Annotated in this window: 30 protein-coding genes and 1 tRNA gene; 24 read left to right on the top strand and 7 right to left on the bottom strand. The window is 34.1% G+C overall.

All coding sequences use genetic code 11. The features are described 5' to 3' along the window. Positions 1-161: 161 nt before the first annotated feature. Positions 162-1,184, bottom strand: a complete 1,023-nt coding sequence (locus JOC75_RS19815; RefSeq protein ID WP_204955715.1) for a DUF3231 family protein — start codon at positions 1,182-1,184, stop codon at positions 162-164. 192 nt (positions 1,185-1,376) lie between these two features. Between JOC75_RS19815 and JOC75_RS19810 the strand changes: the two genes are divergently transcribed. The 7 genes from JOC75_RS19810 (at position 1,377) to JOC75_RS19780 (ending at position 8,521) form a co-directional block, all read left to right on the top strand. Continuing rightward, positions 1,377-2,837 carry a tetratricopeptide repeat protein gene (locus JOC75_RS19810; protein ID WP_204955714.1) on the top strand — a complete coding sequence of 487 codons (1,461 nt, stop codon included), beginning with the start codon at positions 1,377-1,379 and terminating at the stop codon, positions 2,835-2,837. Positions 2,838-3,326: 489 nt separating this feature from the next. Continuing rightward, positions 3,327-4,277: a thioredoxin-disulfide reductase gene (gene trxB / locus JOC75_RS19805; protein ID WP_204955713.1), complete on the top strand. Its 951-nt coding sequence runs from the start codon at positions 3,327-3,329 to the stop codon at positions 4,275-4,277. Positions 4,278-4,670: 393 nt separating this feature from the next. After that, the gene (locus tag JOC75_RS19800; protein WP_204955712.1) at positions 4,671-5,129 is read left to right on the top strand and encodes an 8-oxo-dGTP diphosphatase; all 459 of its coding nucleotides are present in this window, start codon (positions 4,671-4,673) and stop codon (positions 5,127-5,129) included. Positions 5,130-5,390: 261 nt separating this feature from the next. Continuing rightward, positions 5,391-6,287, top strand: coding sequence for an RNase adapter RapZ (rapZ, locus tag JOC75_RS19795; RefSeq protein WP_204955711.1), 897 nt, complete (start codon positions 5,391-5,393; stop codon positions 6,285-6,287). Positions 6,288-6,290: 3 nt separating this feature from the next. Then, entirely contained in the window at positions 6,291-7,253 is a 963-nt protein-coding gene (locus JOC75_RS19790) for a gluconeogenesis factor YvcK family protein (protein WP_204955710.1), read from the top strand. A gap of 30 nt (positions 7,254-7,283) precedes the next feature. Beyond that, positions 7,284-8,234, top strand: coding sequence for a DNA-binding protein WhiA (gene whiA, locus JOC75_RS19785; protein ID WP_204955709.1), 951 nt, complete (start codon positions 7,284-7,286; stop codon positions 8,232-8,234). A 29-nt stretch (positions 8,235-8,263) separates the two neighbouring features. Further along, entirely contained in the window at positions 8,264-8,521 is a 258-nt protein-coding gene (locus JOC75_RS19780) for an HPr family phosphocarrier protein (RefSeq protein ID WP_204955708.1), read from the top strand. Between the two features lie 436 nt (positions 8,522-8,957). Here the strand turns inward: JOC75_RS19780 and clpP are convergent, their stop codons facing one another. After that, positions 8,958-9,551, bottom strand: coding sequence for an ATP-dependent Clp endopeptidase proteolytic subunit ClpP (gene clpP, locus JOC75_RS19775; protein ID WP_204955707.1), 594 nt, complete (start codon positions 9,549-9,551; stop codon positions 8,958-8,960). 346 nt (positions 9,552-9,897) lie between these two features. Here clpP and JOC75_RS19770 point away from each other — a divergent pair. Next, positions 9,898-9,973: transfer RNA gene (locus tag JOC75_RS19770), tRNA-Arg, on the top strand. A gap of 111 nt (positions 9,974-10,084) precedes the next feature. Here the strand turns inward: JOC75_RS19770 and JOC75_RS19765 are convergent. From JOC75_RS19765 to JOC75_RS19755, 3 genes are all read right to left on the bottom strand, one after another. Continuing rightward, complete coding sequence (locus JOC75_RS19765; RefSeq protein WP_204955706.1) at positions 10,085-11,212, bottom strand: tyrosine-type recombinase/integrase; 1,128 nt, start codon at positions 11,210-11,212, stop codon at positions 10,085-10,087. Then, a complete protein-coding gene (locus JOC75_RS19760; RefSeq protein ID WP_204955705.1) occupies positions 11,209-11,760 on the bottom strand; it encodes an ImmA/IrrE family metallo-endopeptidase in 552 nt (183 codons plus the stop codon). The genes JOC75_RS19765 and JOC75_RS19760 overlap by 4 nt, the downstream gene beginning before the upstream one ends. A 79-nt stretch (positions 11,761-11,839) precedes the next feature. Continuing rightward, entirely contained in the window at positions 11,840-12,193 is a 354-nt protein-coding gene (locus tag JOC75_RS19755) for a helix-turn-helix domain-containing protein (RefSeq protein WP_204955704.1), read from the bottom strand. A gap of 164 nt (positions 12,194-12,357) precedes the next feature. Here JOC75_RS19755 and JOC75_RS19750 point away from each other — a divergent pair, with 164 nt between their 5' ends. From JOC75_RS19750 to JOC75_RS19715, 8 genes are all read left to right on the top strand, one after another. Further along, entirely contained in the window at positions 12,358-12,591 is a 234-nt protein-coding gene (locus tag JOC75_RS19750; protein WP_204955703.1) for a helix-turn-helix transcriptional regulator, read from the top strand. A 15-nt stretch (positions 12,592-12,606) separates the two neighbouring features. Then, positions 12,607-12,891, top strand: a complete 285-nt coding sequence (locus JOC75_RS19745) for a helix-turn-helix domain-containing protein (RefSeq protein WP_204955702.1) — start codon at positions 12,607-12,609, stop codon at positions 12,889-12,891. Positions 12,892-12,937: 46 nt separating this feature from the next. Beyond that, positions 12,938-13,504: a helix-turn-helix transcriptional regulator gene (locus JOC75_RS19740; RefSeq protein ID WP_204955701.1), complete on the top strand. Its 567-nt coding sequence runs from the start codon at positions 12,938-12,940 to the stop codon at positions 13,502-13,504. A gap of 9 nt (positions 13,505-13,513) precedes the next feature. Further along, positions 13,514-13,867, top strand: a complete 354-nt coding sequence (locus JOC75_RS19735; protein WP_204955700.1) for a hypothetical protein — start codon at positions 13,514-13,516, stop codon at positions 13,865-13,867. 313 nt (positions 13,868-14,180) lie between these two features. Next, a complete protein-coding gene (locus tag JOC75_RS19730; protein ID WP_204955699.1) occupies positions 14,181-14,354 on the top strand; it encodes a hypothetical protein in 174 nt (57 codons plus the stop codon). 33 nt (positions 14,355-14,387) lie between these two features. Continuing rightward, positions 14,388-15,287: a DnaD domain-containing protein gene (locus JOC75_RS19725; protein ID WP_204955698.1), complete on the top strand. Its 900-nt coding sequence runs from the start codon at positions 14,388-14,390 to the stop codon at positions 15,285-15,287. Further along, positions 15,287-15,523 carry a hypothetical protein gene (locus JOC75_RS19720; RefSeq protein WP_204955697.1) on the top strand — a complete coding sequence of 79 codons (237 nt, stop codon included), beginning with the start codon at positions 15,287-15,289 and terminating at the stop codon, positions 15,521-15,523. Before JOC75_RS19725 ends, JOC75_RS19720 begins: the two co-directional genes overlap by 1 nt. After that, a complete protein-coding gene (locus JOC75_RS19715) occupies positions 15,520-15,678 on the top strand; it encodes a DUF6906 family protein (protein ID WP_204955696.1) in 159 nt (52 codons plus the stop codon). Before JOC75_RS19720 ends, JOC75_RS19715 begins: the two co-directional genes overlap by 4 nt. A 379-nt stretch (positions 15,679-16,057) precedes the next feature. On the opposite strand, the gene JOC75_RS19710 is transcribed toward JOC75_RS19715, so the two are convergent. Both JOC75_RS19710 and JOC75_RS19705 read right to left on the bottom strand, forming a co-directional pair. Beyond that, a complete protein-coding gene (locus tag JOC75_RS19710; RefSeq protein WP_204955695.1) occupies positions 16,058-16,276 on the bottom strand; it encodes a hypothetical protein in 219 nt (72 codons plus the stop codon). 479 nt (positions 16,277-16,755) lie between these two features. Beyond that, the gene (locus JOC75_RS19705) at positions 16,756-16,875 is read right to left on the bottom strand and encodes an anti-repressor SinI family protein (RefSeq protein WP_204955694.1); all 120 of its coding nucleotides are present in this window, start codon (positions 16,873-16,875) and stop codon (positions 16,756-16,758) included. 397 nt (positions 16,876-17,272) lie between these two features. Here JOC75_RS19705 and JOC75_RS19700 point away from each other — a divergent pair, with 397 nt between their 5' ends. The 8 genes from JOC75_RS19700 to JOC75_RS19665 all read left to right on the top strand — a co-directional run bounded on the left by JOC75_RS19700 (position 17,273) and on the right by JOC75_RS19665 (position 23,013). Then, positions 17,273-17,497 (top strand): helix-turn-helix domain-containing protein, encoded by a 225-nt coding sequence (locus tag JOC75_RS19700; RefSeq protein ID WP_204955693.1) that lies wholly within the window; start codon positions 17,273-17,275, stop codon positions 17,495-17,497. Positions 17,498-17,556: 59 nt separating this feature from the next. Next, complete coding sequence (locus JOC75_RS19695) at positions 17,557-17,736, top strand: DUF3954 domain-containing protein (protein ID WP_204955692.1); 180 nt, start codon at positions 17,557-17,559, stop codon at positions 17,734-17,736. A 117-nt stretch (positions 17,737-17,853) separates the two neighbouring features. Beyond that, positions 17,854-18,297 carry an ArpU family phage packaging/lysis transcriptional regulator gene (locus JOC75_RS19690; protein ID WP_204955691.1) on the top strand — a complete coding sequence of 148 codons (444 nt, stop codon included), beginning with the start codon at positions 17,854-17,856 and terminating at the stop codon, positions 18,295-18,297. Continuing rightward, positions 18,297-18,839, top strand: a complete 543-nt coding sequence (locus JOC75_RS19685; protein ID WP_204955690.1) for a site-specific integrase — start codon at positions 18,297-18,299, stop codon at positions 18,837-18,839. The genes JOC75_RS19690 and JOC75_RS19685 overlap by 1 nt, the downstream gene beginning before the upstream one ends. 395 nt (positions 18,840-19,234) lie before the next feature. Beyond that, positions 19,235-20,506: an FG-GAP-like repeat-containing protein gene (locus JOC75_RS19680; protein WP_204955689.1), complete on the top strand. Its 1,272-nt coding sequence runs from the start codon at positions 19,235-19,237 to the stop codon at positions 20,504-20,506. Positions 20,507-21,094: 588 nt separating this feature from the next. Next, on the top strand, positions 21,095-22,522 hold the full coding sequence (locus JOC75_RS19675; RefSeq protein WP_204955688.1) for a hypothetical protein: 1,428 nt from the start codon (positions 21,095-21,097) through the stop codon (positions 22,520-22,522). A gap of 154 nt (positions 22,523-22,676) precedes the next feature. Next, positions 22,677-22,832, top strand: a complete 156-nt coding sequence (locus JOC75_RS19670; RefSeq protein ID WP_204955687.1) for a hypothetical protein — start codon at positions 22,677-22,679, stop codon at positions 22,830-22,832. Positions 22,833-22,836: 4 nt separating this feature from the next. Further along, positions 22,837-23,013 carry a hypothetical protein gene (locus tag JOC75_RS19665; RefSeq protein ID WP_204955686.1) on the top strand — a complete coding sequence of 59 codons (177 nt, stop codon included), beginning with the start codon at positions 22,837-22,839 and terminating at the stop codon, positions 23,011-23,013. Positions 23,014-23,122 lie beyond the last annotated feature (109 nt).

Raw genomic sequence — 23,122 nt, 5'->3', positions numbered from 1 at the left:
CGATAAATTCGCAGAATCGCTGATAAATTTCAAAAATCGCTGATAAATCCACAGAATCGCCGATAAATTTATAAAATCGCCGATAAATCTGAAAAATCGAAGAGAAATGACGTAGGAAACCACCCACGACTTAAAAAACCAATATAAACACACTAATATGACTATTTCTTACCTTTAGATAAATTTTCACGATCCATTGCTTGTGGCGGTCGTTCAAACCAACCGTTTTTGATCATAATATTTGCACCATCTTCAGCATAAAGGCCAATATCCTTGATCATACCAAGATATTTAGTGGCTACATCACGTCGAAGTGAAAGAGCGAGTGATCCACCAATATTCCCCATGCCAATTGCGTTAAGTGCGCTAACATGAAACAACATTAATTTGTCGGAAAAAGGTGCAATAGTTGAATTGTTTACTTCAGTGTCCCAAGTCATCGGAGCTGGTAATGTACTTTCTTCTAAAATCGTACCTAGAGTACCAATAATTGAGCGTGCTAGCTCAACACCTCTAATAAAGTGATTTCTTAATTCCTCGGATCTTGCTGTTTGAGAAAAACCTATTAAAAGTGCCTTACCATTCGAATTATTTGTATGATTCATAAAAATATGGGCAATTTCATCTGCTGTTAGTGTTCGTCTTTCACCAAGCCAGCCACGAAGAAAGCCTTGCTTTTCCACAAAATCAGCTTTTTCCGGTTTATTTATATAAGGTGGTCGAATAAATATTCCTTTTGAAAGCATTAGTTCTTTCGCTTTATCCTCAACTTCTGTAGCTTCAAATAAAAAGTGATGGTAAAGCTCTCGAATGTCTTTGCGAGCTGCCATCGAAAACGCCATTCCATCTGCAGCAATTCCTGCTTTTCCTAAATTTCTAAGAAAGAATAACATATATGTATCAGAAAAAAGCCTGGGAGCATTGAGGTTGACATCTTCATCTGAAAAGCCAATAGGAATCGGGTATTTTTCTTTTATAAATAAATCGGTTAGAGTTTTAAGATGTTCTGATGATTTACTTAAAGCTAGCTCTATTACTTGCTTAATTTCTAGATCTTCAACAATATTGTTAAAATATTTTAGAACAGGTAATGTTGCACTTTCAGTCATATACGAAGACCAAAGTACTGCTATTTCAGCAGATGTTAAATCGATATGATGATCCTTCATTTGTTTTCCGTCCATAATCTCCCTCCTACCTTATATAAGTTAGTATTTACAAAGATTTCGGTTTATATTTGTATTTTTTTGGGATTTACTTTTTCAAGCTGAAATAGAACCTACTTAAGTGAATTGATTATAATTTAACCACTATTGTTGAGGGCTTATCTTGTGGTATACTTACCTACGGTGAATTGATTGAAATGGAGGATTTCAGTGGGAAAACAATTGAGCAAACAACAAAAAAGAGCACAGGTTGTCCCGTTTCTCCAAGATGGACAATATTATTATAATAAAGGCCTAAAGGCGTATCGTGAACAAAACTTTCAAAAGGCAAGTAAATACCTGACGAAAGCATTGGAGTTAGATCCAAACGACACGATGAAACTTTCGCAGCTTGCAACAGTTTATACAGATATGGGGAAGTATAGTCAATCGAATGAGTTACTTTCACGTATTCTTGATGATGTTGATACAAGTATGTCAGAGTGTCACTACTTTATGGCAAACAATTATGCACATCTTGGATTATTTCAAGAAGCTTACAAGTGTGCGACAGAATATGCTGAAAAAGCACCATATGGTGAATTTATAGAAGAAAATGAAGATCTTATTGACCTTTTAACAATGGAAGATGATGAAGAAGAGCCATTCTTAAAAGATCCTGATGATCTCATCATAAAACAGGATGCAGCAAAGTCACTTCTTGAAGATAGCAAGTTTGACGAAGCTATTTTATTACTTGAAGAGCTTGTAAAGGAATATCCTGAATTTTGGTCTGCTCATAATAATTTATCTTTAGCTTATTTCTATGTTGGGGAAGTGGAGAAAGCAAAGGAATATTTAACAACTGTTCTTGAGCGTAATCCTGGTAACCTTCATGCATATTGCAATTTGTTAGTTTTTTATTATTATGAACGTCAGGATGATAAGGTAGATGAACTAGCTATAGCACTATCAAATGTACATCCGCTTCTTGTAGAGCATCGATATAAACTAGGTGCAACCTTTGCTTTAGTAGGCTATTATCCAGCAGCTTATAAATGGCTTAGATCACTGCATAAGCAAGGCTATGAGGGTGATGATGTATTTTATTACTGGTTATCTTATTCTGCTTACTTTACAGGACACGTTAACATTGCAGAGCAAATGTGGGAACGAGTAATAAAACTGAATAAAGAAAAGGTTGGATCAGAGCCTTGGAATGTAAATGCTGAGAAATTAGAAAATAGAGCTAACAGCATGTCACTGGAAGAAAGATTGTACGCCATTTTCTTATCGATTGAAACGAATAATCTTGAACAAATAAAGGATTATCAATTCTCAACCGTTCCTCAATCACAATTAGAAAAAGAATTTATTAAGCTAGCTTTATCTAATGACCGTGATAATGATATGAAAAAAATGGACTCTCTTTATAGAGTGGCAAAAACATTATTTGTTCAATCTGAGCATGATGAATTATTTCTTTTTACATTTAAAATCTTAGCAAAAGCTTATAAAAATGAGTATTCCTTCAAAAATTATGCTGGTTGGGCTGCTGCTTTAGATTATGTATGGATGAAGCAGCATGCTTCAAATGAAGAGATTAGCCAACATACAGTTGCTACCAAATATGGTACTTCTATTTCGTCTGTGAGAAAATATGTGAAATTGGTCAAGAATATCTTAGCTTAAAATCCCAAGTATTATGTGCTTGGGGTTTTTTATGAGTTTGTTTTGTGCTTTTAACAGGCACTTACGCTTTTCTAATTTGTCCAGCTACAGCGCGTAGCCCCTCGAGGAAAAATAAATTCCTATTTCCTTGGTCATAAGTCAAGTTAGAATTGAAGGCATAGAGCGCCTTCTATTCTAATTCGCCTTATGCTTGTCGGGGTTGAACAAGGCACTTACGCTTTTCGAGTTGTCCAGCTGCAGTGCCTTAGACCCTCGAGGTCATAAGTCAAGTTAGAATTGAAGGCAAAGAACGCCTTCTATTCTAATTCGCCTTATGCTTGTCGGGGCTGAACAAGGCACTTACGCTTTTCTATATATGAGCAAATTAATAGCGTGTTTCGACTTTATTTTATACGATGGGGGTACGGCAAAATAAAGAAGGCGAAGACGTATGTGTCTTCTTGTATTAGCAGATAACTAAAGTAAAGGTACTTATAAGGAGTGAACGTCGTGTCAGAAGAAAAAATTTATGATGTGATTATAGCTGGTGCAGGTCCTGCGGGGATGACAGCGGCAGTATATACATCTCGTGCAAATTTATCAACTTTAATGATTGAACGCGGTGTGCCTGGTGGTCAAATGGCTAACACAGAAGAGGTGGAAAACTATCCAGGCTTTGATCATATTTTAGGACCTGAATTATCAACAAAAATGTTTGAGCATGCTAAAAAATTTGGTGCTGAGTATGCTTATGGAGATATTCAGGAAGTGATCGATGGTGAAGAATATAAAATAATCAAAGCTGGAAAAAAAGAATATAAAGCCCGTGCTGTTATTATTACAACAGGTGCTGAATATAAAAAGATTGGTGTACCGGGTGAAAAAGAATTAGGTGGACGTGGTGTATCATATTGTGCGGTATGTGATGGTGCTTTCTTTAAAGGAAAAGAATTAGTCGTAATTGGTGGAGGAGATTCTGCTGTTGAAGAGGGTGTCTATTTAACTCGCTTCGCTTCAAAAGTAACAATAGTTCATCGACGTGATGAGCTAAGAGCACAGAAAATTCTTCAACAACGTGCATTTGATAATGAAAAAATCGATTTTATTTGGAATCATACAGTAAAAGAAATTCATGATCAAGATGGTAAAGTAGGCAAAGTGACATTAGTAAACACTGAAAATGGTGAAGAACAAGAATTTAAAACAGATGGAGTATTTATCTACATCGGTATGGTTCCATTGTCTAAACCATTTGCAAGCCTAGGCATTACAAACGAAAGTGGTTATATTGAAACAAATGACCGAATGGAAACAAAGGTTGAAGGTATTTTTGCTGCTGGAGATATTCGTGAGAAAATGCTTCGTCAAATCGTTACAGCAACTGGTGACGGTAGTATTGCAGCGCAAAGTGCACAGCATTATATCGAAGAGCTAGTAGAGAAGCTTAAAACTGTAAAGTAATGTCGAAGAATGTTTTACCAAAACGTAATTCTGTTTTAACTTTACTGTAACATGAGTGAAACAATTATGGGTTATTATATAGTTAGTAATTGACCCCCTTTTATAAATAGACTTATTTTGGAGCATGGGTGCCCTTTTCCTATGCTCCCCTTTTTTTATTCAACTGTTCAAAAAAATTTCAAAAAAAATGAAACAGTTTCCTTTCCCCTTCGTATATACATATATCATCATGAAAAACACCCAGGAAAATTGTTACAAATATAGCCAGCCATGTTCATTGTTAAGACTCCTTGAAAATAGTATAATAAATGAAAGTAAAATACGATGCAGATTTTCTTAAAACGATATGCAAAACTATTTTGAGAATCATGTTATGAATGAGGTGAAGAATATTTGCAAAGAGTAACAAATTGCGTCTTAGTAGAAGGAAATAAAGTTCTTCTCCTTCAAAAACCTAGAAGAGGCTGGTGGGTTGCACCAGGCGGTAAAATGGAGTTAGGAGAATCAATTAAAGATACAGTTACTCGCGAGTACCGTGAGGAAACAGGAATTTATATAAAAACCCCACAACTTAAGGGGATTTTCACCTTTATTATTCAAGAAGGAAAAGAAGTTGTTTCTGAATGGATGATGTTTACCTTTTCTGCTACAGATTATCAAGGTACAAACGTGTTAGAATCTGAAGAAGGCACAATAAGGTGGCATGACATTGAGGAAATAGAAAAGCTTCCAATGGCACCAGGTGATCACCACATCTTAGATTTTGTCATCAAAGGAAATGGAATGTTATATGGTACATTTACATATACACCCGATTTTGAGCTAATTTCCTACCGCTTAGATCCACAGTAATGAAAATTAAATATGTTACTGTTGGGATATTTTCTTCCCTATTTATAAAAACTAGTTATTTATTATGATATGTTAAAGAAAGCGACCTACAAGGTTTTTTTACCTTTTAAGCCTGCGCTTTCTTTAATAAAGGCTCTTTTCTGAAAGAATGTTGGTTATCAGCTAGAAGCTATCAATATACAAAGCGCTTTCATCTAGTACTAAAAGCAACAACGTTTTCGAAAATAGCTCAAGTAAATTGAAGAGAGGAGGAGCTTAAAAATGACTGTTGAAAATCTTGATACACAACAAGAAGTACAAATGGTGATCATTACTGGTATGTCAGGTGCTGGTAAAACAGTAGCCATTCAGAGTTTTGAAGATTTAGGTTATTTTTGTGTAGATAATTTACCACCAACTCTTTTGCCCAAATTCTTAGAATTAATGAAAGAATCGGGATCTAAGATGAATAAAGTTGCTCTTGTTATGGACCTTCGAGGACGAGAGTTTTTTGATAGCTTGTTTCAGGCTCTAGATGATTTATCTGAAAAAGCGTGGTTAACACCTCATATCTTATTTCTTGATGCGAAGGATTCGGCTTTAGTAACAAGGTATAAAGAAACTCGCCGTTCTCATCCTTTAGCTTCAAAAGGATTACCTTTAGAAGGAATCGGGCTTGAACGGGAGCTGTTAGAGGAATTAAAGGGTCGAGCACAGCTGATTTTTGATACCTCTGATTTAAAGCCAAGAGAGCTACGAGAAAAAATTCTTAAGCAATTCTCATCAAGTGTTCAGCACACCTTTACAGTCAATGTTACTTCCTTTGGCTTTAAATATGGAGTGCCAATTGATGCTGATCTGGTTTTTGATGTGAGATTTTTACCAAATCCACATTATATTGATCATATGAGACCAAAAACCGGTTTGCAGGAAGAAGTATCTTCATATGTGTTAAAGTGGAGTGAAACACAGAAGTTTTTAGAAAAGCTCCTAGATTTACTTTCCTTTATGTTGCCTTATTATAAGCGTGAAGGAAAAAGTCAATTAGTTGTTGCGATTGGATGTACAGGAGGACAACATCGCTCAGTTACACTGGCGGAATACATTGCAAAGCATTATAAAAACGACTATCATACTCAAGTTTCTCACAGAGATATTGAGAAAAGAAAGCAACATTAAGTAATGTCAGAACAGCCTAAAGTTGTTATTTTAGGCGGTGGTACTGGTTTGTCGGTATTATTAAGAGGATTAAAAAAATTCCCTGTTGATATTACCGCAATCGTTACTGTTGCTGATGATGGCGGGAGCTCAGGCAGGCTCCGAACTGAACTCAATATTCCTCCTCCTGGTGATATTCGCAATGTATTAGCTGCTTTATCAGATGTTGAGCCTCTTGTTGAGGAGCTTTTTCAGCATCGATTTAATAAAGGAAATAATTTAATCGGACATTCATTAGGAAACTTGATTCTAGCTGCTATGACAAATATAACAGGTGATTTTGTTCATGCAATTAGGGAAATGAGTACGGTGTTAAATGTTCGTGGAAAAGTATTACCTGCTGCAAATACAAGTGTTATTTTAAATGCAGAAATGGAAGATGGTACAATTGTTTCTGGAGAATCGAAAATACCCTTTTCTGGGAAGAAGATAAAGAAAGTATTTCTTTCACCTGATGATATTGAACCACTTCCTGAAACACTAGAGGTTATTGGAGAAGCTGATTTAATTATCATTGGACCTGGAAGCTTATACACAAGTATTCTACCTAACCTTTTAGTACCAAAAATCGGGGAAGCTGTTTGTCAAGCAAAAGCTAAAAAGGTGTATATATGTAATGTAATGACCCAAGCAGGAGAAACGTTAAACTTTTCTGCAAGTGATCATGTGAGAGCTTTGTATACTCATATGAATGAGGCCTTTATGGATATTATTCTTGTTAATGAGGAAGAAATTCCAGACCATATTAAATCATTATATGAGGAAGAGCTTGCAAAGCCAGTTCACTTTGATGTAGATACATTAACCTCTCTAGGTCTTGACGTTATAACAGATAACATTGTTTGCTATGAAAATAGTGTAATAAGGCATGACACAAATAAAGTTGCAAAGCTATTGTATGGAATTCTACAACAAGAATTAACATAAAGCTGTTTGTAAAGGAATGGGGGTGCAGAGTTGTCATTTGCATCTGAAACAAAGAAAGAATTAACCAACTTAGAAATAAAGCCATGCTGTTTAAAAGCAGAATTATCAGCACTTATTCGAATGAATGGCTCACTGAGCTTTTCAAATCGAAAGGTCATCTTAGATATACAAACTGAAAACGCTGCAATTGCAAGAAGAATCTACACTTTATTAAAGAGACAATATGATGTTTCGGTTGAGCTTCTTGTTCGTAAAAAAATGAGATTGAAAAAGAACAATGTCTATATTGTACGTCTAGTTGAAAATGCACGCACTACTCTAGAGGACTTAGATATTTTAGATGAAGGTTTTACCTTTTTTAGAAGTATTTCAGAAAACCTTGTTAAAAAGAAATGCTGTAAACGCTCTTATATAAGAGGGGCTTTCCTTGCAGGTGGCTCTGTTAACAATCCTGAAACATCTTCTTATCATCTTGAAATATTCTCCCTTTACAAAGAACACAATGATTCACTTTGCGAGCTAATGAATACCTTTGAATTGAATAGTAAAACACTAGAGCGCAAAAAAGGCTTTATCACCTATCTAAAGGAAGCAGAAAAAATCACAGAACTTTTAAATGTGATTGGAGCACATCAAGCATTGCTTCGCTTTGAGGATGTTCGCATCATTCGTGATATGAGAAACTCTGTAAATCGCTTAGTCAACTGCGAAACAGCCAATCTTAATAAAACAATAGGTGCTGCACTAAGACAGGTAGAAAATATCCGTTTTATTGATGAGCGAATTGGTTTAGATGCATTACCTGATAAACTTCGTGAAATCGCAAGGCTACGTGTAGAATACCAAGATGTTACACTAAAAGAGCTAGGAGAAATGGTCTCAAGCGGTACGATTAGTAAATCAGGAATCAATCATCGATTACGCAAACTAGATCAAATAGCTGAACAAATAAGAACAGGACAGCCATTGTCACTAAAATAAAAATGAGATAGGGAAGAGGAGAGATTATTATGGTTGAAAAACAAGTAGAAGTAAAACTTAAAACAGGCTTACAAGCACGTCCAGCAGCATTATTTGTACAAGAGGCAAACCGTTTTACCTCAGATGTATTTTTAGAAAAAGACGGAAAAAAGGTTAATGCAAAAAGCATCATGGGCTTAATGAGCTTAGCTGTTAGCTCTGGATCAGTTATTAAACTAATCGCAGATGGTAACGACGAGCAAGAAGCTGTTGATACATTAGCTACTTATGTACAACAAGAGGGATAAGATAAGAAAACGGGCTGATTCTTAAATGAATTGGCCTTTTTTATTTGGGTTTGGTGGTATTGATTGGGGTTTTCGAATGAATTGGAGGGGAGAGAATGATTTCTGACCACAATTGGTTGTATTTACACCAAATAATTGAGCTGAAAGTACTTAAGATGTCTTAAAAGTTCTAACTGGCACTTTTGTAACCGTATACAAGCTAGCTGATCACACCTTTTACTCCACCAAAAAGAGCGTACAGAAATTTTATCAGCGATTCTTTGATTTTATCAGTGATTTTCCGGATTTATCAGCGATTCCGGAAATTTATCAGCGATTTTCCGAATTTATCAGCGATTAGACATTTCTCGACAAAAATCTCATCCCCATCAATGTCCGGCTTAAACTAAAAAACGGAACCATTACCTCAGGTAATGGTTCCGTTCCATCATACTAATTATTTACTTAACGTGTTACGATCTAATACTTTATCAATTAAACCGTACTCTAAAGCACGTTCTGCTGTCATGAAGTTATCGCGTTCTGTATCTTTTTCAATCACATCTAGTGGTTGACCAGTGCGATCTGAAAGGATTTTGTTTAATTTGTCACGCAAGAAAAGGATACGCTTAGCTGCGATTTCAATTTCAGTTGCTTGACCTTGTGCGCCACCTAATGGTTGGTGAATCATTACTTCACTGTTAGGAAGTGCATAACGTTTACCTTTGTCTCCAGCTGCAAGTAAGAATGCACCCATAGATGCAGCCATACCGATACAGATTGTTGATACACTTGGCTTAATGAACTGCATTGTATCATAAATTGCCATACCAGCAGTGATCGATCCACCAGGACTGTTTATGTAGATTGAGATGTCCTTCTCAGGATCTTCTGCTTCAAGAAATAGTAATTGTGATACAATTGAGTTTGCTACATTATCATCAATACCGCTACCAAGCATGATGATACGATCCTTTAATAGACGAGAGTAAATGTCATACGCACGCTCTCCACGATTTGTTTGTTCAATAACTGTAGGGATTAAATTCATTATTATTCCTCCTTCATGATAAGAAAGATTTGTTCTAATCTTATTAGAACAGCACATAGATTTGTATTACTTATGTATTTCCATCATACAACTATGGTCAATAAAGGTCAAACAAAAAGCCTGCTGCTTTTGATCTTTTTAACTTAGTCAATCTTTCTATGTATGTATATGTACTCTGTAAGCATAACATGTAAACATGATTCCCATATTTATTATATTTCAAACAGTTGATTGAAATGTTAATTTCTCGTTGAATGAACTGCACTACCCGAATAGAGAGGGATAAAAAGACAGTTGAAATTAAAGGGAAGTTGCCGTATAATTTTCAGGTATTGATAGTTATCATGCGCTCGTAGCTCAGTCGGATAGAGCGGTGGTTTCCGGTACCACGTCTGCCGGGGGTTCGAATCCCTCCGAGCGCGTCAGGAAAGTTAAGAATAGCAAGGGTTGAAGTTGATTTCAATCCTTGCTATTTTTTTGTGAAAAAGGCAATTGCAAACATTTTGCAAACCTTTATTTAATTAAAGTGGATTTTATTCATAAATTGACTCTCCAAATTTTTCTGCAGCTGCTTTTTGCAAACCAGGTATCACATGGGAATAGGTATCAAGGGTGATCTCTATACTTGAATGCCCTAACCGTTCTTGAACTACTTTAGGATGAGCGCCTTGTTTAAGCAATATAGTGGCATGTGTGTGCCTTAAAGAATGGAAGCTGATACGTTTTACCTCAGCCTTTTCAATCGCTCTCCAATAGACGCTATTTAGGTTTGAGGGAAGTATAAAGTTTCCCGTTGATGTAGAATGAACTAAATTGTATTGCTTATAAGCTTCACCAACAATCCCTTTTTCTTGATTTTTTTTAGCTTTGTGTTTTTTTAGTTCTTCAACAGTTCTATCATCTATAGAGATAGTTCGATAACTGGTGGGAGTCTTTAAGATATTAGATAATTCATATCGACCATTTGCATCTCTTGTCGCCTTCTTTTTCAATTGTTGCTGAACAGATATAACTTTGTTTTCCAAATCAACATCTTCCCATCGCAAACCGAGTACTTCCCCTTGTCGCATACCAGTAGTAATAGCTATAAAGATAGGAAGGAAGTGTTTTTCATCTTTCAACACCTTAATAATTTTTTTTACTTCATCTTCACTCCAATATTCAATTCTGTTTTTAGGTACCTTAGGAGCTTCTATGTCATTAAATATATTTTGAGGAATACCATACTTTGATCCAGAGTTAACTGCATTTCTAAGCACTCTATAAATATGTCTCTGTGTTCTTTTGCTTAAGTCTTTTTCTTTTAAGGAATTCATAAAGGATTCAATATGCTTTTCTGAAAGCTTCTTGGTTTTCCATTTTCCTAATCCAGGAATAATATGATTGCGTGAATAAGATTCATAATGATGATACGTACCGTAGGCTATATTATCCTTTTTATTTTGAAGCCACATTATCATGTATTCCCCAAATGTTATATCTGTTGTTTCAACATATACGTTATTCTCTGCTTCCATAAGAACACGAGGCAAATCTTTTTCGGCTTTTCTTTTTGAATCATATCCAGAAAACCATTTTTGTTTTCTTTTACCGTTATGATCTCTACCTAAATCTACGACAATAGAATATTTATTTCCTCTTTTGCGTATATGTCCCCTCATATTATCACCTGTTTCAAGATTTCATTCTTTTCATCATTAGATAAAGTTAATAATTTTATATATTGCTTATGAAAAAGAGCACCTGAAATTTTATTTTCAAATTGTTTAAGTCTTTTATCAGCAAATTCACATGTTACATTAAAATTTTCAGCAATCATTTTGACTGCTTGTCCACGTCTATCCGGGAATTGCATTTTCAACAACATGAATGTAGGTACACAAAAATGAAACATAAAATTATTAGCCTGGTATTCTTGTAAATCTCTGAATAGTTTATTCATTTTATGCTGATTCCCCGCATGATTAATCACATGACCTAATTCATGTCCGAAATCTTGCCATTGTTCTTCCTTTGTTATTCTTTTATCAAGTAAAATGCTATACATTCCATCTCGTTCTATCATTTGACTTTTATATTCGTGCGGGTGGATCCACACATCAAATTCTTCAGCAATACGACACATATCAATACTTATTGGTTCACTTATATTCAGTTTTCTATAGATTCCTTTTACATCTTCCTCTAAATGAGACATTTGGTACTTCATAGAATTGCCCCCTAACAGCCACGTTGCGAATGTATGTTCTGTTTTAAGTTAAAATAAAAGCCCATATACAGGGCGATATTTATTTTTTAAATTGTTTGTCACCAGGTTTCCGACCCTTTTCAGTCTCTAATAACCATTCTATGGCTTTTAGAGCATCTTCTCGTGAAATATTACCATCATTAGCTGCAATTTGTGTATTGGAATCCTCCAAGATTCTTTCAACTTTTGATATATTACTTTCACCTTTCAGTAGATGATCTGTAGTAACTTCAAGAGCATCTGCTATTTTAATTATTTCAACGTCAGTTAAAGGTCTTGACCCTTTTTCTATACGGTTCATTACACTAACATTTATTTTGACTTTATCGGCAAAATCCTTTTGCTTCCAACCTTTTCTTTCTCTAAGCAAAACAATTCTTTCACCTATATCCATTTCTTCACCATCTTTCCGTATTAGCAATTAAATTTTACCATGTTTCTAATGCAGAAATAAAAAAATTGCTAAAAAAGAAATTATTGTATTGACATTTCTAAAACAGAAATTTATTATAAAGCTAAGGAGTTGCTAAAACAGAAATTTTAATAAGGAGGCTAAATATGAAATCATTTAATAATGATTATATAAAGCAAAGAAGGATTGAATTAGAATTAACCCTTCAAGAAATGGCTGATAGTATGGGTTTTAAAAACGCTTCAACTTATATGAAATATGAAAATGGGACATATGCATTTAAAGCAGAACATTTACCTTTATTATCTAAAACACTGAAATGCAAAATAGTAGATTTTTTTAATAACGAAATTGCTAAAATAGAAATTATTTCGATTTAGGAGTTGAAACCACATATGAATATAGAAGAAACAATTCGTCAAATTGTGAGGGAAGAAAATAAAATCTTCCTTCAAGAGTTAAAAGATGCACTTCTATCATCAAGATCATCTGTTGATAGTCCGGAAATACTTACTGTAGAACAAGCTGCTAAAATCTTAAAAATGGGAAAAACTTCAGTTTATGAATTAACTCAAAGAGTCGATTTCCCAGCTATACGAGATGGTCGAAAGGTTAGAATTCCATACGATGGATTAATGAACTGGATTCAAAAGAATTCCTCAAATAAAGAGGCTATCTAATAATTTAATAATACATCCTATAACTGAATAAATCGGAGGAGAACATATGTCAAACAAACCATATTCTTTACACACTATTAATCACGAAATGAGAGATCTTAGAGAACAAATGTCTTTCAGCCAATCGGCATTAGGAAAAGTAATTGGTCGAACTCAAAAGCAGATCAGCGAACTTGAAAATGGTTTAGTAGATCCAACACCAGAGTTAGCTATTAAATGGTTCACTGCATTAGGTGCATTCGAGCACGTTGACCTAGTGCACTACATATTTGATTTACATCCACTATCTGCTGCACCTGTTGATCCAAGGCTTAATGAAGACTTAGGAAGATCAATTTTAAACCTTAAACAACAAATTAAACATGCTTTAGAGTCAATTGACAACATTGAAAATTGGTTATCTGAATTACGTCCTGGAAGGGTTACAGATGTTCCTATGCAAGACTTTAAAGAAATTTATGATTTGGGACCTGGTATGAGATCAACACTTTATGCATTGAATCGAGAATTTGGAATTGATCTTAAATCACTATCAGATGATTGGACAAGAAAATCATTATCCACAAGAGTCGCTATGCCAAGGTATGAAGAAAGAAAACTAGTCAATATATAGGAGGATATCATGAAGGAAACTATCAAATTATCAATCTTTCAAAAAGATATGGTCATTGTTGCAATGAGAAATTTTCGTAATACAAAAGATCGTATGGGTCAAAAACTATTCGATGTTGCATTTGAGAAAGTGAGAAAAATGAATAAACAAGTTGAGTTAGATGGTATGGAAATGATTTATATCACTCAATCTTTAAGGTTCCAGAGTAAAGAATTTGCTCAAGAAGGAAAAAAAGAAGTTTCACATTTATATAGAAATTTTGGGGATCAATTAGAAGAAGTTAGAAAAGCATTTCAAATGAGAAACTTACCTGAAATATTAAAAAATAAAAAAGCAGCAAGTGCTAGTACACTAACTGCTTAATCAGATATATATATACGTTTTCGATACTACTATCTTATCATTTTCACTAAAATTCGACAAGAACTTAAAAGATCTTGTCGTCATAGCTAGGAGTACTCTTCCCCCAACCCCTTAAGAGTGTGTTCATTCCACTCCTGGCTATGACGATGCGAGCTTGTTATTAATACATATTCCGTTGTTGGACAAGTTATGCATTATTTCTTTAAAAAAGGAGGGACCTAATGAACTTTATAGCATGGTATTTACTGATTCTGTTATGTGGAAGTTTATACATCATGTGGCGCTCGATTTTTAGTTCTAGAAGGAGGAAAGCATGATTTACGAAGTGGATTTTTCAATCAAAGTAAAAAACAATTTCAAGACGATCTACTCTACATTAGTGTTTGCCCACACTGTTAATCAATGTAAAGATAGAGCATCGGAAATTGCTCAGGAAAGAAAATTGTTAAACGTTAAATTTTTTATTCAGGAATTAATTATTTCATAGAATGACCACTTTTGTAAAGAGAGGAGGGCGAACATGTCTAGCAAGTTATTACTAGATGAAAAACCATTGTTAATAATACCTTCACTCGCTAAACAGGTTGGATTAAATGAAAGCATTGTACTTCAACAAATCCACTACTGGTTGCAAATTAGTGAACATCGATACGAAGGCTATAAATGGATTTATAACACTTATGACGATTGGGTAGAACAGTTCTCTTGGTGGTCAAAAGCGACAATTCGTAGGATTATAACAAAGCTTGAAAATGAAGGAATCTTGGTTACAGGTAATTTTAATAAAATGAAAATTGATAAAACAAAATGGTATCGAATCGATTATGAAAGATTAGAGGGTATGAGCAGTCCATGTGCTCAAAATGAGCAGTCGAGTTGCTCAGATAGAGCAGTCGAAGAGCTCAACTTGAGCACACCATTACCAGAGATTACTACAGAGATTACTACAGAGAAAGAAAAAGAAGAAGAAGCTACTCACACGATTGCTCACTCACCGATTACATTTTTCGAAGAAAATGGATTTGGAACTATTAGCCCTTATATCTCTGAAAATATTTATTTATGGGTTGATGATCTATCGGAAGAGTTGGTAATCGAGGCAATGAAGATTGCTATAGAAAATGGAAGTAGAAACTGGAAATATGTTTCTGCAGTTCTTAAGGATTGGGCTAATAAAAAATTAAAAACTGTTCAAGAAGTTCATGCAGCACAAATGGCTTATAGAGATAGAAAGTCTAAACAACAAAGATTTAATAACAACAGTAGCCGTAAAGAAATAGTGCCTGAGTGGATGAACAACCAGGATAAAGACCCACCACAAAATGAATCGCAGGAAGTTGCCATTGACATAGATTCATTTGAGTTAGAGAAGAAGAAATTGTTCGATCGAATCAAAAATTACAAGGAGAAAAAGGAATAATGATTCAATATCCTTTTTGGATCCGTATTGAATACTTAAATTTTAGTAAATCAAAGATCCTTGGATATACCGGTAGTATCACAAAAGAAAGAGATTTAATCGACATTATCATACGGTTAGATCTTGAATTACCTAATATCGAAGTATTTAAAGTCAATGAGAAGGATTATCCACTGTCACGACTACAAAATATCTTTGATAAATCTAGGCACATACTCGAGGAGGAATCGGCATGAAACAAGGAAAACGACCAACTAGAGAGCAAAAAAAGTTGCTTGTAAAGTCTGGTTTAAATCCAAACAATTGGCTTATCGAAAAGAATTTAAAACACGATCACAAACTACATTTAGTTCATCGTGAAACTGGAACACCTCGTGTCGTTGTTGTGTGAATATGAAATTGCTAGAAAAGGTTTTACTCAATGAGATTAAAAAGAATCCAGTATTAGTTAGGCAGAAAGTTGCTACTATGGAAACTCTCGACCTTAAAACAAGGTCTCAAATAACAGCACTAACGTATATTTACGAAAAATCAGAAGATCACGAATTAAGGAAGGCTATTCCTGTTCATAAATTGGAGGAGAAGAAATGAATTTGACTAAGTTTTCACATTTTTTATATAGGGTTGCTAGATTGATAGGGGATGTAAATGCTGCAAAAAAAGGAACTCTTCACAAACGCATCACAAATAGAACTCTTAAGAAATTTTTCTAAGTGAGTATTAGAAGTAAATTGCGACATAAAAAAAGGACTGTTTAGGCAACAGCCATTTTAAGAACAACACCATATTGATTTATCAAATGCATCTTCTGGAATATAGATGATACCATCTTTGATTTTATATGGTATTCCATTTTGTTCTAATAGGTCAGCTGCATTACTATTGGTTTTTTCTCCCCACCTAACATATTCACCAGTATATTCTTTTTGACAGGAGGTTGTTAAAAGAAGAATAAGAATACTATGTAATACAATTTTTATCTTTTTCAATTGTTCAAAACTCCTTCCTTAAATGATTATACAATATTTGGATAATATATGTTGTTGAATTTTCAAAAAAACCTATCTTCATGTCGCACTTCGCATAAATTTCGACATGAACTCACAAAAAGAAAAGCCACTTTTACAAAGTGGCTTTAGGTGGAGAATAATGAAAGGAATTGATTAACGCCAAATTCGTTTGGATAATTCGAAAAAAACAAAGATAGAAATCAAAGTACCAATTATGTTGTCTAAATGAACGTAAAGAATATTAACACCTCCAATATTAAATTGCCATAAATAAACTATGTCTATGGTTTAATACTTTCGTTTACGTAAAGTTAGGAAGTTCTAACATGAAAAGTCTGTCTAATCTACCAATATACGTTTTATAAAATTTGCTTATTGTTTTTTATCGTTTTAAGAGGTCTTTAATTATTGTGTTCGTAGTTCAAGGAAATCTAGAATAAAAAATGAACTATAAAAGGTCATGAATATTGCTCAAAGAATGCACGTATTTCCTCAACAGTTATTCCTGCATTTAGAGCAAGTGATATAAGTTCTTCCCATTCTTTGTCTAACATCTTTTCAGTAATAGGATTAGTCATCTTAACTCCTTTTAAATGAAAGTATTTTAATATACTCATATTATGAATTATTATCTGTAACATTGGTAGTGAGTGTGTGGTATTTTTACACTATTTTACAATATTTTTACAAATAATATAAAAATTGAGAGAGGATCAATGATGGAACTTCTTTTTCAAAATAAACTACTAAGAACAATCGTTTCAATTATTGCTTAAAAAGATTTCATCATAAATTAATAGGAATTTAAGGAGGTAATCATATGTTTGTTAAAGCGTATTGCCCGTCCTGTAAATACACAATTTATACTAAGTCAAAATCAACGGAGGGTGTATATAGATTTTCTTGTACGTGTGGTTGTACTTTTAATTTAAGACGAGAGTATGTTAAATCCTTTAATAAGGGGAGGACTAGCTAGTGAAAGAACAGGTTACTATAGAGGAATTTGCTGAATTCGTTTACTTCATGCGTACATCAATTGGATTAACAAAAAGATCATTCGCTTTAGCATTAGATGTTACTCCTAGGACTATCATAAATTGGGAGCAATCAAAATCTCTACCATACGATATCTATCCTGTATTAACAAACATTAGAACTATTGTGAAGTTATATATTCATAACAACAGAATGAGCGCATAAAAAAAGCCGAGATCTCTCTCGACAACACCTAAATTAATTATACCATGGGAGTGATCTCGGTGAATGCTAATATAGAAAAAATGAGAGCAGAAATTAGCTTAATGAATAATCAGAAAATGTATGTTGTTAAGGATGGAATTTTAATAGAACATGATCTTCCCGAATATGGTGAAACACTGATCATTACTCTTGGTGGAAAGGTAGACAGATTAGAGACTACTGTAAAGAAGAAGGTTTGAAGTAAGATTAAATTTCCTATATATGCCTAACGGAAAAACCGAGGGCACTAATCGTTCTAGCATTTAGATGCTCTAATGATTGGTGTCTTTTTTTAATGAATTTAAGGAGGAATTGTCATGGATCGATTATTACCTGAAATCAATCGAGAAGAAACAAAGAAAGCTGTTGAAGCAGTACTTGAGAAGTATAGAATTTTTAAGTTGCACGTACCAGAAGAACAGTTACCAAGACTAACACAATCATTTTCTTTTTTACCTCCATCTCAGACAAATCAAAATCATTCACAAACAGAAGATATTGCCATTAAGAAGGTAGATCATGAACGATATAGCAAAGACTTTTTACGAAAAGTACAAAGAGCAGTTAATCGCTTAGGACATCTTGAGAGAGCAATTCTAGTAAAAAGATATATGGAAGATGAAGAGGTGTTTGACTATAATGTTTATTCGGATCTTCATCTAAGCGAAAGGAAGTACTATCGTGTGAAAGGGAAGGCATTTGTTAGGCTTGCTGTCGCTTTAAAGATTGAGGTCTATGAAGAACATGAGGTGTGTTGCTAATGCAATTTGTTCAACCAATTCGAGATCCAGACATGATCTTTGAAATCAAACGTTATTTAAATGAGCAGAATGAACGAAATTATATGTTATTCGTAACAGGGATTAATTCAGGGCTTCGAATCTCTGATATTCTTCCATTAAGAGTGAAAGATGCTAAGAGTTCATATTTTAGTATTGTTGAAATAAAAACTGGGAAGAAAAAGCGAATTGATATGACACCTCAGCTGCAACGCGAATTCAAGAAATATATTGAAGATAAAGAAGACCATGAATACTTGTTTAAAAGTAGAGAAGGTATTAACAAACCTATTGGCAGAAGCATGGCTTATAAGATTTTACGAGGTGCTGCAGAGTATGTGGGATTAGATGATATTGGCACACATACACTTCGAAAGACATTTGGATATCATCTCTATAAGCAAACAGGAGATGTGGCATTATTACAGAAGATACTTAATCACTCGGATCCAGCATTCACACTTAGATATATTGGTATCGATCAAGATGCAATGAATAAGGCAATAAAACAGTTTAAAATATAGGTCATCTAATTATAATTAAGTAGCTCCTTAACGTGTATGCTCTAATAAATATATGGTTTGTGAAGGATTTGGAAAACAAATAATTACTTAACAAAACGGAAAGTAGTCACTTTACGATATATTATATTCAAAAAAAGAAAGCTTACTGGAACAACTAGGAGCACTAGATAGGCTGTTTGCTTACCACTTTACGTTTATAAAAAGAAAGCTCATCAAGTGTAGTTACACGATTGGGACGCCTTATTTTATGTGCAAACTTTGGGATAACTGATAGTTTTATAGGTTTATATATACAATTATGTAAAATAGTGTAGATTGTAAGATTTGGAATATGATATTATTACCAGGTATACAATAACCGGTTGGAGTATTAATGAATTTTTAGGAGTGAAGAAATGGGTAAAAAGTTTAGTAAGTTGGTAGTTTATATCCTAGTTATATTTACACTAGTTTTCTCTTTCAATATAAATTCAATGGGTGTTTCTGCTGCTGAATCATATATTTGGCCAGCAAATGGACCAGTATCATCTGAATACGGAATGAGGCTCCATCCTATTTATCAAGATTACAGAATGCATTATGGTATTGATATTGCTTCTGGTGGTAAGTCCAATGTCCCTGTTGTTGCTTCAGCAAGTGGAACTGTTGTACATAGAGGATGGGTAAATGGTTATGGGAATTCAATAGGAATTCGCCATGCTGATGGTAATGAAACATTTTATGCACATCTTGCAAGTTACTCAGTGTCTAATGGTCAACGTGTTACACAAGGTCAAGCAATTGGAATTATGGGGAATACGGGCTTAGGAACTGGCATTCATTTGCATTTTGAATTTCATTATGGATCATGGACTAGTAAAACGAATACAGAAAATCCGAGAAATGTCCTGAATGGAACAATTAAACTGCCGATTAATGATGATCCTCTTCATGACTGGGATGGAGATGGGAAAAACGATATAATCGCAAGAAACGATGGCAATCTGTATCTGTATTCCGGTAATGGGCTTGGAGGGTTTAAAGTAGAAGGTGTAATAATCGGTACTGGATGGAGTAATATGGACTCGATTGTTGTAACCAGAGATTGGGATGGAGATGGAATTACCGACCTAATCGCAAGAAAAGATGACGACCTGTATTTATACTCAGGAAATGGTTCGGGAGGATTTAAGGGTAGTAAACTGATCGGTACAGGTTGGGGAGCACATGACAAAATTGTCACACCAGGAGATTGGGATGGAGACGGAAATAACGATCTAATCTCAAGAAAAGATGGTAACATATATTTGTACTCCGGTAACGGTATTGGAGGATTTAAAGGTAGTAAACAGATTGGTGCAGGATGGGGAGCCCATGACACAATTTTAACACCAGGAGATTGGGATGGAGATGGAAATAACGATCTGATCTCAAGAAAGGATGGTAACCTATATTTATACTCTGGTAATGGTATTGGAGGATTTAAAGAAGATAATGTAATAATCGGTACAGGTTGGGGAGCCCATGACACAATTTTGACACCAGGAGATTGGGACGGAGATGGAAAAAATGATCTAATCTCTAGAAGAGATGGTAACCTGTATTTATACTCCGGTAATGGTATTGGAGGATTTAAGGATAGTAAACAGATTGGAAATGGATGGGGCAATTTTAACGCTATCTTCTAATCAATAATAGCAATGAAAAATGAAAAATAAGGTGAATTATTAAAATTAAAGGGTTGCAGTGGCAACCCTGTTTTTTATGTACTATGAACTAACCATAATGTGTTATTAACACGTCTTAAGGGATGAAACAACATATTCAAACATATCTCTATTTTCCACAAACAGGCTATAGAAGGTAATCTTTATTCAAGAAAAGACGCGTTTGCTGAACAAGGAGTTGTTGATTAGACAGCTCCTTTTTATACTTTTTATTAGTATTTAGTTTAATTTGGATGGAAAAGTACCTATAACAATTGTATCCAGAGGTGTTAATACTGTGTTTTAGAATGATATTCCGTTGTTTTCACATTAGTTATCTATATTAAGCGCATGTGTAACTCATTTTCATGATATGTCTTGAGAGTATATAAAAGAAGGCTTTCAGCCTTTGGGCGAATTACACACAATATAAGATATGGGTAATTAAAGGGAAAAGAAGTACAAATGTCAAATTAATATATAGGGATATTTGTAGGGATATAAATAGGGACACATCCTATGTTATTGGGAAATTTTAAATTTAATCAAAATTATGATAGGAGACAAGTCATGGAAACAAAGAAAAACGAAATAATTAACATGAATACTAGCAATGAAGTTGGCCCTTCTGTCGATGCTTTTTCAGCAGGGCTTCAGCAATATCTAGAACAGTTGAATTTACCGTCGCAGAATGTACTAGTTCATCCGGAGGAGAGAATGGATGTTTTAGAAAACCTCCCAAGAGTAGTAAATAGATTAACCCCAGAATTAAAAAGTAATTCATTATACATATCTAAATTTATTGCTGCATGTGGGGCAGGGTTATTTGACGCAGCATTAAACTTCCTTTGGAATGAAACTGTGATTAATTTACGTAACAAAGTCACTAGGTTTGATATGGAGTATTTTTTAAATAGTATTATAACTGATTCAAAACGCCGAGCTACATTTAGATCAGAAGAAGATTTAAAAAAACTTGACGAATGGGAATTAATTAAAGGGTGTAAGGATACTGGCATAATAACTGATATAGGTTATAAACATCTTGATTATATACGTGATATGAGAAATCATGCTAGTGCAGCTCATCCTAATCATAATGACTTAGACGGATTACAACTAACGAGTTGGTTACAAACTTGTATTAAGGAGGTATTAGCAAAAGAGCCAGAAGGACCGGTTTTGGAGATTAAAAGGTTATTGAATAACTTGAGAACTAATATACTCTCAAACGCAGATTTACCACCCATTATTTCCAATATAGAAATGTTGCCTGTTGAATTAGTTGATTCAACTATCAGAGCAGTCTTTGGAATGTATACAGACCCTCAATTAGATGTTCAAATAAGAAATAATTTAAAGCTAGTTGCTCCTTCATTATGGAAAAATTGTTCAGTTGAATCTAAGAAAAATTTAGGGTTAAAGTATGCAGTTTATTCAGCTAACGCAGATTTATCTAGAAAAGGATTTGCTCACGAATTCTTACAATTTGTACAGGGACTATCTTATTTACCAGAGGAACAAGTCGCAATTGATATGGATCTTGCGTTAGATAATCTATTTATGGTTCATAATGGTTACAATAACTTTCACAATGAACCACCACATGCTAAATTAATTACAGCATATGTCCCTCAAACAGGTGATATTCCAGAAGCTGTTATAGAGAAATATGTAAAGGTATTAACTATGTGCTCAATAGGGAATGGTTTTGGGGTATCTGACGTAGCATTGGTTTATTATGAGGATCTTTTAAACCGATTTAATGAACCTCAAATAATTGAATTTGTAAAGCTTGTAAGTGATAGCGATGTTAAATCTAGGCTACAATTTTCTTTATGTTCTAATAGATTTAAAAAAATCATAGAAAAATTCATACCTAGGGTTGCAGATGTAAAACTTCAACAAGTTTTAACATATTTACTAAAAACTCCTAATAATAATCTCCAAAATGTAATGAATGAAACTCAATATATGAGATTAATATCAGTTTTGTAAAAACTGTATATTTAGGTTTCTGGCAGATTAATGGCAGATTAATGGCAAAGTATTAGGTGATATTCATGTTAAAATAGTAATAAGTTAAATTTTCAAAAGACGTCTTTCTAAATGGGGAGGCGTTTTTTTATGCCTAAAATTAGAAGGTGATTTGATGAGGATCAGCAGGATATCAAATAACAAAGACAAAAAACAATATAAAAATAAATCTGAGTCAAGAGAAAAGGAAAATGTTAATTGGTCTGAGATTATGAATATAAATATGCAAACTCTAAAACGTGGTAAAGGCGGAGCGATGAGGAGGAAGTGATTATTTGCTTGAGTGCAAGACAAAAGAACAGAAGAAAGTTTTCTATAAGTTAGATGGTGGGTTATCAATAAGGTTGTCTGTATTAGAGTGTGATAACTACGCATGCCAGGAATGCCTAAAGCAAGGAATTGCTTTAAGTGTGAAGAAGGTATTATCGATTAAAAGCGAGAATATTTTATAAGCTTGTTTTAATTTTTAGAATGAAAGTCTATAAGAGTGAAAAGCATCATTAAAAGGCTGTTCAATCTTTGAATCAAGTTTTTTACAAAATTATTGTTTTTAAAAAAGGA

The sequence above is a fragment of the Metabacillus crassostreae genome, from assembly GCF_016908395.1.
Taxonomy (GTDB): domain Bacteria; phylum Bacillota; class Bacilli; order Bacillales; family Bacillaceae; genus Metabacillus; species Metabacillus crassostreae.
The sequence above is the reverse complement of the archived record's forward strand: the minus strand, read 5'-3'. Positions and strand labels throughout refer to the sequence as shown.

Bases quoted from the DNA above. Each gene is read 5' to 3' on its own strand.
- JOC75_RS19765 (WP_204955706.1), bottom strand. From the start codon at position 11,212: ATGAGGGGACATATACGCAAAAGAGGAAATAAATATTCTATTGTCGTA.
- JOC75_RS19705 (WP_204955694.1), bottom strand. From the start codon at position 16,875: ATGACTAATCCTATTACTGAAAAGATGTTAGACAAAGAATGGGAAGAA.
- JOC75_RS19685 (WP_204955690.1), top strand. From the start codon at position 18,297: ATGCAATTTGTTCAACCAATTCGAGATCCAGACATGATCTTTGAAATC.
- JOC75_RS19790 (WP_204955710.1), top strand. From the start codon at position 6,291: ATGTCAGAACAGCCTAAAGTTGTTATTTTAGGCGGTGGTACTGGTTTG.
- JOC75_RS19680 (WP_204955689.1), top strand. From the start codon at position 19,235: ATGGGTAAAAAGTTTAGTAAGTTGGTAGTTTATATCCTAGTTATATTT.
- JOC75_RS19760 (WP_204955705.1), bottom strand. From the start codon at position 11,760: ATGAAGTACCAAATGTCTCATTTAGAGGAAGATGTAAAAGGAATCTAT.
- JOC75_RS19755 (WP_204955704.1), bottom strand. From the start codon at position 12,193: ATGGATATAGGTGAAAGAATTGTTTTGCTTAGAGAAAGAAAAGGTTGG.
- rapZ (WP_204955711.1), top strand. From the start codon at position 5,391: ATGACTGTTGAAAATCTTGATACACAACAAGAAGTACAAATGGTGATC.
- JOC75_RS19725 (WP_204955698.1), top strand. From the start codon at position 14,388: ATGTCTAGCAAGTTATTACTAGATGAAAAACCATTGTTAATAATACCT.
- JOC75_RS19675 (WP_204955688.1), top strand. From the start codon at position 21,095: ATGGAAACAAAGAAAAACGAAATAATTAACATGAATACTAGCAATGAA.
- JOC75_RS19720 (WP_204955697.1), top strand. From the start codon at position 15,287: ATGATTCAATATCCTTTTTGGATCCGTATTGAATACTTAAATTTTAGT.
- JOC75_RS19780 (WP_204955708.1), top strand. From the start codon at position 8,264: ATGGTTGAAAAACAAGTAGAAGTAAAACTTAAAACAGGCTTACAAGCA.
- JOC75_RS19735 (WP_204955700.1), top strand. From the start codon at position 13,514: ATGAAGGAAACTATCAAATTATCAATCTTTCAAAAAGATATGGTCATT.
- JOC75_RS19715 (WP_204955696.1), top strand. From the start codon at position 15,520: ATGAAACAAGGAAAACGACCAACTAGAGAGCAAAAAAAGTTGCTTGTA.
- JOC75_RS19750 (WP_204955703.1), top strand. From the start codon at position 12,358: ATGAAATCATTTAATAATGATTATATAAAGCAAAGAAGGATTGAATTA.
- clpP (WP_204955707.1), bottom strand. From the start codon at position 9,551: ATGAATTTAATCCCTACAGTTATTGAACAAACAAATCGTGGAGAGCGT.
- JOC75_RS19690 (WP_204955691.1), top strand. From the start codon at position 17,854: ATGGATCGATTATTACCTGAAATCAATCGAGAAGAAACAAAGAAAGCT.
- JOC75_RS19745 (WP_204955702.1), top strand. From the start codon at position 12,607: ATGAATATAGAAGAAACAATTCGTCAAATTGTGAGGGAAGAAAATAAA.
- JOC75_RS19815 (WP_204955715.1), bottom strand. From the start codon at position 1,184: ATGGACGGAAAACAAATGAAGGATCATCATATCGATTTAACATCTGCT.
- JOC75_RS19670 (WP_204955687.1), top strand. From the start codon at position 22,677: ATGAGGATCAGCAGGATATCAAATAACAAAGACAAAAAACAATATAAA.
- JOC75_RS19730 (WP_204955699.1), top strand. From the start codon at position 14,181: ATGATTTACGAAGTGGATTTTTCAATCAAAGTAAAAAACAATTTCAAG.
- JOC75_RS19740 (WP_204955701.1), top strand. From the start codon at position 12,938: ATGTCAAACAAACCATATTCTTTACACACTATTAATCACGAAATGAGA.